Raw genomic sequence first — 6974 nt, 5'->3', positions numbered from 1 at the left:
CGCCGCGGCCGTTGCGGTTGGCGGCCCGGCCGCGCAAGGTGCCGAGCGAGGGGAGGGCAGGCATGGATGCCTCCTGGCGGGGACGTGCGGACCGTGATCACAGCACGCGCCGACGTCCGCTCCCGTGGCGGCCGGATGCGGTCAGGCTCGCGGCATCCGGTTCCCGGCCGGGGAGAGGACGCCGGCGGGACTAGGAAGCGGACTATCGCCACTACTCATCTGCCGTCCTCACCTCCTCGGGCCGTTTCGGTTCGCGCAGGCCGGCGTCGTCACACGCCGGAGATCGAGGGTACTCCCCGCCGTTGGCGACGTCGTCGCAGGGCGGTGTGACGTTACTTGCGTACCGCGTGTGGCGCGGTCCACCGGCGCGTTCCGGTGGCACCCTCTACGGTGGAGACCGCGTTCCCACGGCGAGGCCCGAGGAGGCGAGCAACCCGGGTGACCGGTACCCCCATGAGCGATTCCGACACCACCGAACTCAGCAAGAGGCTGCGGCGTTTCGCCGCGCACGAGGCCGCGGGACACTCGCCGCTGTACGAGCACCTGGCCGCCCGTGCCGCCGACGATCCCGATGTCGCGCGGCTGCTGGCCGCCGCGTCCGGTGCCGACGCGCACCCGACACTGCTCCTGGCCGCCGCGCACCGGCTGATCCAGGCCGAGCCGATCCACCCGTTGTCGCGGTACTACCCGTCGCTGGGCGGGCTCGACGGGGTCGACGCCGACACCTGGCCGCTGTTCCGGGAGTTCGTGCTCGAGCGCGCGGAGAGGATGCGCGGCCTGATCTCGTCGCGGTTCACCCAGACCAACGAGGTACGCAGGGCCGCCGTGCTCTTTCCCGCGCTGGCCGCCGTGGCCGCGCGGGTGCGCGGGCCCGTGGGGCTGCTCGAGGTCGGGTGCAGCGCCGGGCTGCTGCTGGGCATGGACACCTTCGGCTACCACTACCAGTGCGGCGGCGAGCAGCTCGTGGGCGGACCCGCGAAGGCGGCGGTCGGCCTGCACTGTGCGCTCACCGTCTCCGACGACGCGCGTTTTCCGAAGCTCCCGAAGAAGGTCGCGGTGGGGGCCAGGGTGGGTCTGGACCGCGACCCGGTCGACGTCTCCGACGAGGACGAGCTGGCGTGGCTCGAGGCGTGCGTGTGGGCCGACCAGCCCGACCGCATCCGGCTGCTGCGCACCGCCGCGGCGGCACAACGCAAGGTTCGGCCGGAGCTGGTGGCGGGCGACGCGGTGACCGACCTCGCCTCGACGGCGGCGCGGGTGCCCGCCGATCTGCCACTGGTCGTCTACACCAGCTACGCGTTGAAGTACCTCTCCGAGTCGCGGCGCGCGGAGTTCCTCGCCGCGCTGCGCGAGCTCGCCGCCGAGCGTCCGCTGTGGTGGATCGCCGCCGAGGAGTACGAGTCGTCGCTGGCACACGTGCTGCCGGGGCACGACGCGCTGTCCTACGCCCACACGGCCCGCATGGTGCTGGGCACCGTGTCCTGGGAAGAGGGCACTCCGCGTCCGCTCCTGCAGGCCCACGCCACCCCACACGCCCAGCGCATGACCTGGCTGGCCTCCTGACCTCTCCGCCCCCTTCGTTGTCGTGCCGTCAAGGCCTCCTTGCCTGCGTTGAGTGCAGTGAAGGAGGCCTTGACGGCTTGCCAGCGAGCGGCGCGAGGGGGTCAGGCGCGGGGGAGCGCGTCCCACGATCGGAGGGTTCGGGCCAGGTTCTCGGTGAGCTGGCCCGCGTCGTCCAGGGCCGTGAGGGTCCGCGAATCCACCCAGAGGGCGTCCTCGGCGTCCTCCGCGGGGCGTAGCTCTCCGCATTCGAGCGAACACGCGTAGTCGTAGATCGTGTACCGCGCGAGGGTGACGATTCCCACCAGCCGCTGCGGCCGCACCCGCAGCCCGGTCTCCTCCCGCACCTCGCGTGCGACGGCGTCGCCGTCGCTCTCGCCCTGCTCGACCCGGCCGCCGGGAAGCGACCACAGACCGCGTGCGGGGGCATGTCCGCGCCGCACAAGCAGCAGTCTGCCCGCCGCGTCGTGGACGACCGCGCCGACGCATCGCACGGTGAGCATCTCGTTCGGACCTCCGCCGGCTCGTGCTCGTGATCGTGGCCCCCGTCACCCGAAAGTCTCACGGAGTGTAGTCGCTGGTCCTGAGGCTCGCAGCGCGCTGACCCAAGCGCAGGACATTGCTGCGGTGACGCTGCGCGGTGCGGTACAAACTTAGTGGCACCAAAGCCGCAAGGTCCGCACTCGAGAGACGGGAATGATCGCCGTGAACATCAAAAAGATCGCGACGGTCGCTGGGATCGCGCTGGTCCTCTTCTTCGTGATCGCCCGGCCGGGAGAGGCCGCGGGATTCGTGGACAACATCATCGGCGCGCTGCGCGACGCCGCCGAGGCAGTGATCACGTTCGTCAGCAGCGTGTTCAGCTGATCAGCGGTAGGCTCCGGCCATGTTCGCGCCCCGCGATCCGGACGAGTACCTGCTCGACACCGAGCGACGGGTGATCAGGATCCGACGGCACTGGTCCTGCCTGCTGTGGCAGACCTTCGAGGCCGTCGCCCTGATCGCCGTCTGCGTCATGGTGTCCTACCTTCTGCCGCCCAGCATGTGGATGGTGCAGAACGTGCTCTGGTACGTCGCGCTGTTCCTCGTGCTGCGCTTCGCCTACCAGGTGCTGGAGTGGTGGGTCGAGCGACTCGTCGTCACCGACAAGCGGTTCGTGATGACCAAGGGCGTCTGGACCACCCAAGTGCTGATGATGCCGATCACGAAGGTGACCGACCTGACCTACGAACGGCCTTTCCTCGGCCGCATCTTCGGGTACGGCACGATGGTGGTGGAGTCGGCGGGCCAGATCCAGGCGCTCAACCGCATCGAGTACCTGCCCCGGCCGGAGGACTTCTACGACACGATCTCCCAGCTCGTCTTCGGGGACAAGCAGAAGCAGGCCGAGAAGTTCTCGATGATCAAGGCCCAGCGCGCCGCCCGCAAGGGCAAGCGGATGGTGGGCTGACGCGCTCGACCGCGCACGCTGGACAATGCGTGGCGTGCGCATCGATCTGCATACCCACTCGTCCGTCTCGGACGGCACCGACGCCCCGGCCGATCTGGTCCGGGCCGCCGCCCGTGCCGGGCTCGACGTCGTGGCGCTGACCGACCACGACACCACCGCGGGGTGGCTGCGGGCGCGCGAGGCGCTGCCACCGGGGCTGACGCTGGTGCCCGGCGCCGAGCTGTCCTGCGAATCGGTGGACGCGCGGGGACGCCGGATGAGCGTGCATCTGCTGGCCTACCTGTTCGACCCGACCAGCCCGGCCCTGGTGACCGAACAGGAGCGGCTGCGGATCGAACGCCGGGCCCGGGTGCGGACCATCGCCGCGCGGATGGCGGAGAACGGTCTGCCCGTCGATCCGGACGACGTGCTGGAAGGACTGCCGCCCGACACCGCCGTGGGCAGGCCGCACCTGGCGCGTGCCCTCGTGCGGGCACGGGCCGTGGGCTCGGTGCAGGAGGCGTTCGACCGCTACCTCGCCACCGGACGCGAGTACTACGTGGCCAAGGCCGACACACCCGTGGAGACGGCCGTCGACCTGATCGCCGAGGCGGGCGGTGTCACCGTGCTCGCGCACGCGTTCGCCACGAAGAGGGGGCCGACCGTGACACCGGAGACGATCGCCGCGCTCGCCGAGCGGGGACTGTCCGGCCTTGAGGTGGACCACCCCGACCACGACCCGGCGGCGCGGGCCCGGCTCGCGTCCCTCGCCGACGAGCTCGGCCTGGTGCGCACCGGCGCGAGCGACTACCACGGGACCAACAAGCCGACCGGGATCGGCTGCGAGACCACCGACCCCGAGCGGTTCGAAGCGTTGCTCGATCGCGCCGCCGCCGCGGGGGGTGGCGGCTTCGCCGTGGCTCCGGTGGGCGGCGCGTGGGACGGGTACCGGCCGTGACGCTGCCCGACGTCTTCGATCTGACCCTGTTCCTCGAAGCGTCGATCACCCTGCTGGTGATCATGGACCCGCCCGGTACCGTGCCGGTGTTCCTCAGCCTGGTGGGGCGCAAGCCTCCCGTCGCCCGGGCCAGGGCGGCACGGCAGGCCGTGCTGGTGTCGTTGCTGGTCATCACGCTCTTCGCCGTGGCAGGGCAGGTCATCCTGGCCTACCTGGGCATCGGCATTCCCGCGTTGCAGGGCGCGGGTGGGCTGCTTTTGCTGCTGGTCGCGCTGGACCTGCTGACCGGGAAGGGCACGTCCGAGCCGGAAGCCGCGGAGGACGTCAACGTCGCGCTCGTGCCGCTGGGTACTCCGTTGCTCGCCGGTCCCGGCGCGATCGCGGCGACCATCGTGTTCGTCCGCCAGGCCGACGGCGAGACGGGGGCGTACGTGGCCCTGGGCGCGGCGATCGTGGTGACGCACGTGGTGCTGTGGGCGTGTATGCGGTACTCGGGTGTGGTGATCCGCCTCGTACGGGAAAGCGGCATCACACTGCTGGCGCGCGTGGCGGGTCTGCTGCTGGCGGCCATCGCGGTCGACCTGATCGCCGACTCGGTCCGCGGCTTCATCGAGGGAGCGTGAGATGGAACAGCTCGGGTTCGACTTCGGCGTCGAGCAGGCACCGCTGCTGAAGGTCACCCCGGCACGGCTGGCCCTCTACGACGACTGCCCGCGCCGGTACCGCATGACCTATCTCGACCGGCCCTCGCCGGTGCGGACGGGGCCGTGGGCACACAACACGCTCGGCGCCGTGGTGCACAACGCGCTGCGGGAACTCTTCGCGCTTCCCGCCTCGTCCCGGACACCCGCGCGCGCGGAGGCGCTGGTGGGCAGGCACTGGCGCGGCGCGGGCTTCGCCGACGCCGTGCAGAGCACACGGTATGCCGACGCGGCACGCCGGTGGGTCGCCGACTACGTGGCCGAGCACGACGTGAGCGACGATCCGGTCGGCGTGGAACGGTGGGTCTCGGCCACGGTCGGCAGCGACCTCGCACGTCCGTCGCTGATCGTGGAGGGCCGCGCCGACCGCATCGATGCCCGGGGTGGTGCACTCGTGGTCGTGGACTACAAGACGGGCAGGACCGCACCGGACGACGCGGACGCGCGCCGGTCCCGCGCGCTGGCGCTGTACTCGATGGCGGCGGCACGCACCGTCCGCCGCCCGTGCTCGCGCGTCGAGCTGCACCACCTGCCGACGGGCACGGTGGCCGCGGCCGAGCACACCGAGGCGAGCCTGGCCGAGCACGTCGACAAGGCCGAGGAGACCGCCGTCACGACCCGGGACAGGACCGATAGGCTCGCGGCGGGCGGCGACCCGGACGCGCTCTTTCCCGCGCGCCCCGCCCGGCGCTGCGCCTGGTGCGAGTGGCGTCCCAGCTGTCCCCAGGGGCAGGAGGCGGCACCGGCCGCGCGCCCGTGGGACCTGCTGGTGCCGACGCCGTGACGACGAGGGACGGACATGACATGGCTGAGCCGGACACGGTGGAGTTGAGCGTGGGACCGTCTGGCCGGGACCCCGGGACCTCGTCCTCCGCCCGCGTTCCTCTGTGGCGGGGGATCACCGGCTCGCTGGTGGCGGGCTGGGTCGTGGTGCTCGTCGTGCTGGCTGTCGCCCAGGTCCTGGCGTGGAGCGGGGACGGGGAGGGACCGGGCGCGTTCTCGCTGATCGGGCATGCCGTCGGTGTCGCGCTCGCCGGGACCGCGCAGCATCAGGCCGACCGGCACCGTGGTGGGCGCGCCGGCGCCGGGGCAGCGGTGGTGGTCGTGCTCACCCTGGTGATGCTGTGGCTGTTCTGGTGGTCGTGAGCCGCGCCCCGCGGTGACCGTGCTCAGCGGAGCGCGACGAGGGTCTCGCCCCGCTGTTCCAGCAGCACGGGCCCGGCCGAGGCGAGGCGTACCGGTGCGTCGCGGTGGCGGCGGTCGACCGCGATGGTGCGCAGGGTGCGGCCGTCCCGCTCGTCCAGCACGGCCAGCCCCCGGGGGATCGGCACGACGTAGGAGTTCGCGAACGTCGTGCCCGGTCCGAGAGTGCCCTCGGCGGTCCAGCGCGGGGTCAGCGTGTCGGGGTCGAGTGCCAGCGTGTGCGACCCGGTGAAGACGTAGCGGTTCTCCGTGCCTTCGGAACCCGGGACGACGAGACCGGGCCGACGGCGGTCGAGTTCGTCGGCCGGGACGGAGAGCCGGTGCGTTCCCAGCCGGGTTCCCTCGTGGTCGTAGCGGACGAGTTGCCCGGTGCCGGGCAGCGCCACGGCGACCGCGTTCTCGGACACCGCGAGCAGGGTGGCGGACTCCTGCGGCAGGACGGTGCTGAACTCCTCCTCCGGTTCGTCGGCCTCCTCACCCGCGGCCTTGAGCACGGTGAGCCGGGCCCCGGCGTCGGAGGGGCAGTCCTCGATCACGGCGACGCGGTCGGCGTGGGTGTCCACCGTGGAGTACGTGCAGTTCGGCCTCGGCTGCCTGTCCGGGTTCACCGGAGCGGGGACCCGCCCGTATTCCAGCGTCAGCACGAGGTCGCTGCGCCAGGTGTTGAGCAGCCGGTCGCCGGTCGCGGTGACGTGCCCGTCGCCGCCGACGAGCCGGGTGCCGTGCTCGGCGTCGCCGTTGCGCTGCGCGGTACGCCGCCCTGTGGCCGGATCGAGCTGGGTCACCTCGCTGCAGCCGCTCTCCGAGGCGTAGACCGCGTGGACCCGGGAGAAGGCCTCGCCGACCGTGCACAGCGGCCGTTCGCGGGCGTAGTGCCAGCGGCGCTCACCACTGAGCGGGTCCCGGCCGGTGACCTGCCCGTCGTCGGCGGTCACCACCGTGTCGCCCCCGGTGACCGGGACGGGAGTGGCGGCGCTCGGTGCGCGCCACCGCTCGGACAGCGCGGGTGGCACGGAGGTGGGCGCGGGGGGGCAGGGACGCGGGTGGCTCGGCGGTGCTCCGGCTCGTCGCCCGGCTGTCGCTGGTGGCCCATACGAGCACGCCCGCCAGGTCGAACAGTGTG

At 72.2% G+C, this 6974-nt stretch carries 9 protein-coding genes; 7 read left to right on the top strand and 2 right to left on the bottom strand.

Annotated features, from left to right (window positions below; all coding sequences use genetic code 11):
* The first annotated feature begins 453 nt into the window (after positions 1 to 453).
* Positions 454 to 1563, top strand: coding sequence for a DUF2332 domain-containing protein (locus SACSA_RS0114355; protein ID WP_019816594.1), 1110 nt, complete (start codon positions 454 to 456; stop codon positions 1561 to 1563).
* 101 nt (positions 1564 to 1664) lie between these two features.
* On the opposite strand, the gene SACSA_RS0114350 is transcribed toward SACSA_RS0114355, so the two are convergent.
* Positions 1665 to 2063, bottom strand: coding sequence for an NUDIX domain-containing protein (locus tag SACSA_RS0114350; RefSeq protein ID WP_019816593.1), 399 nt, complete (start codon positions 2061 to 2063; stop codon positions 1665 to 1667).
* Between the two features lie 202 nt (positions 2064 to 2265).
* Here SACSA_RS0114350 and SACSA_RS25315 point away from each other — a divergent pair, with 202 nt between their 5' ends.
* Genes SACSA_RS25315 through SACSA_RS0114320 form a run of 6 tightly spaced genes read left to right on the top strand, consistent with a single transcriptional unit; the run spans position 2266 to position 5794 of the window.
* Positions 2266 to 2427: a hypothetical protein gene (locus SACSA_RS25315; protein WP_198009077.1), complete on the top strand. Its 162-nt coding sequence runs from the start codon at positions 2266 to 2268 to the stop codon at positions 2425 to 2427.
* 19 nt (positions 2428 to 2446) lie between these two features.
* A complete protein-coding gene (locus SACSA_RS0114340) occupies positions 2447 to 3010 on the top strand; it encodes a PH domain-containing protein (RefSeq protein ID WP_019816591.1) in 564 nt (187 codons plus the stop codon).
* 25 nt (positions 3011 to 3035) lie between these two features.
* On the top strand, positions 3036 to 3947 hold the full coding sequence (locus SACSA_RS0114335) for a PHP domain-containing protein (RefSeq protein ID WP_019816590.1): 912 nt from the start codon (positions 3036 to 3038) through the stop codon (positions 3945 to 3947).
* Positions 3944 to 4570, top strand: coding sequence for a MarC family protein (locus SACSA_RS0114330; protein ID WP_028661881.1), 627 nt, complete (start codon positions 3944 to 3946; stop codon positions 4568 to 4570). Before SACSA_RS0114335 ends, SACSA_RS0114330 begins: the two co-directional genes overlap by 4 nt.
* Before the next feature lies 1 nt (position 4571).
* Complete coding sequence (locus SACSA_RS0114325) at positions 4572 to 5432, top strand: RecB family exonuclease (RefSeq protein WP_019816588.1); 861 nt, start codon at positions 4572 to 4574, stop codon at positions 5430 to 5432.
* A 20-nt stretch (positions 5433 to 5452) separates the two neighbouring features.
* Positions 5453 to 5794, top strand: coding sequence for a hypothetical protein (locus SACSA_RS0114320; protein ID WP_019816587.1), 342 nt, complete (start codon positions 5453 to 5455; stop codon positions 5792 to 5794).
* 23 nt (positions 5795 to 5817) lie between these two features.
* Here the strand turns inward: SACSA_RS0114320 and SACSA_RS0114315 are convergent, their stop codons facing one another.
* A complete protein-coding gene (locus tag SACSA_RS0114315) occupies positions 5818 to 6864 on the bottom strand; it encodes an Rv3212 family protein (RefSeq protein ID WP_019816586.1) in 1047 nt (348 codons plus the stop codon).
* Positions 6865 to 6974 lie beyond the last annotated feature (110 nt).

Source organism: Saccharomonospora saliphila YIM 90502 (genome assembly GCF_000383795.1).
Lineage (GTDB): Bacteria > Actinomycetota > Actinomycetes > Mycobacteriales > Pseudonocardiaceae > Saccharomonospora > Saccharomonospora saliphila.
This window is presented reverse-complemented; position numbering and strand designations above follow the sequence as displayed.

What these genes read in the sequence shown, in the direction of transcription:
- SACSA_RS0114355 (WP_019816594.1), top strand. Translation starts at nt 454, where the DNA reads ATGAGCGATTCCGACACCACCGAACTCAGCAAGAGGCTGCGGCGTTTC.
- SACSA_RS0114350 (WP_019816593.1), bottom strand. Translation starts at nt 2,063, where the DNA reads ATGCTCACCGTGCGATGCGTCGGCGCGGTCGTCCACGACGCGGCGGGC.
- SACSA_RS0114340 (WP_019816591.1), top strand. Translation starts at nt 2,447, where the DNA reads ATGTTCGCGCCCCGCGATCCGGACGAGTACCTGCTCGACACCGAGCGA.
- SACSA_RS0114335 (WP_019816590.1), top strand. Translation starts at nt 3,036, where the DNA reads ATGCGTGGCGTGCGCATCGATCTGCATACCCACTCGTCCGTCTCGGAC.
- SACSA_RS0114325 (WP_019816588.1), top strand. Translation starts at nt 4,572, where the DNA reads ATGGAACAGCTCGGGTTCGACTTCGGCGTCGAGCAGGCACCGCTGCTG.
- SACSA_RS0114320 (WP_019816587.1), top strand. Translation starts at nt 5,453, where the DNA reads ATGGCTGAGCCGGACACGGTGGAGTTGAGCGTGGGACCGTCTGGCCGG.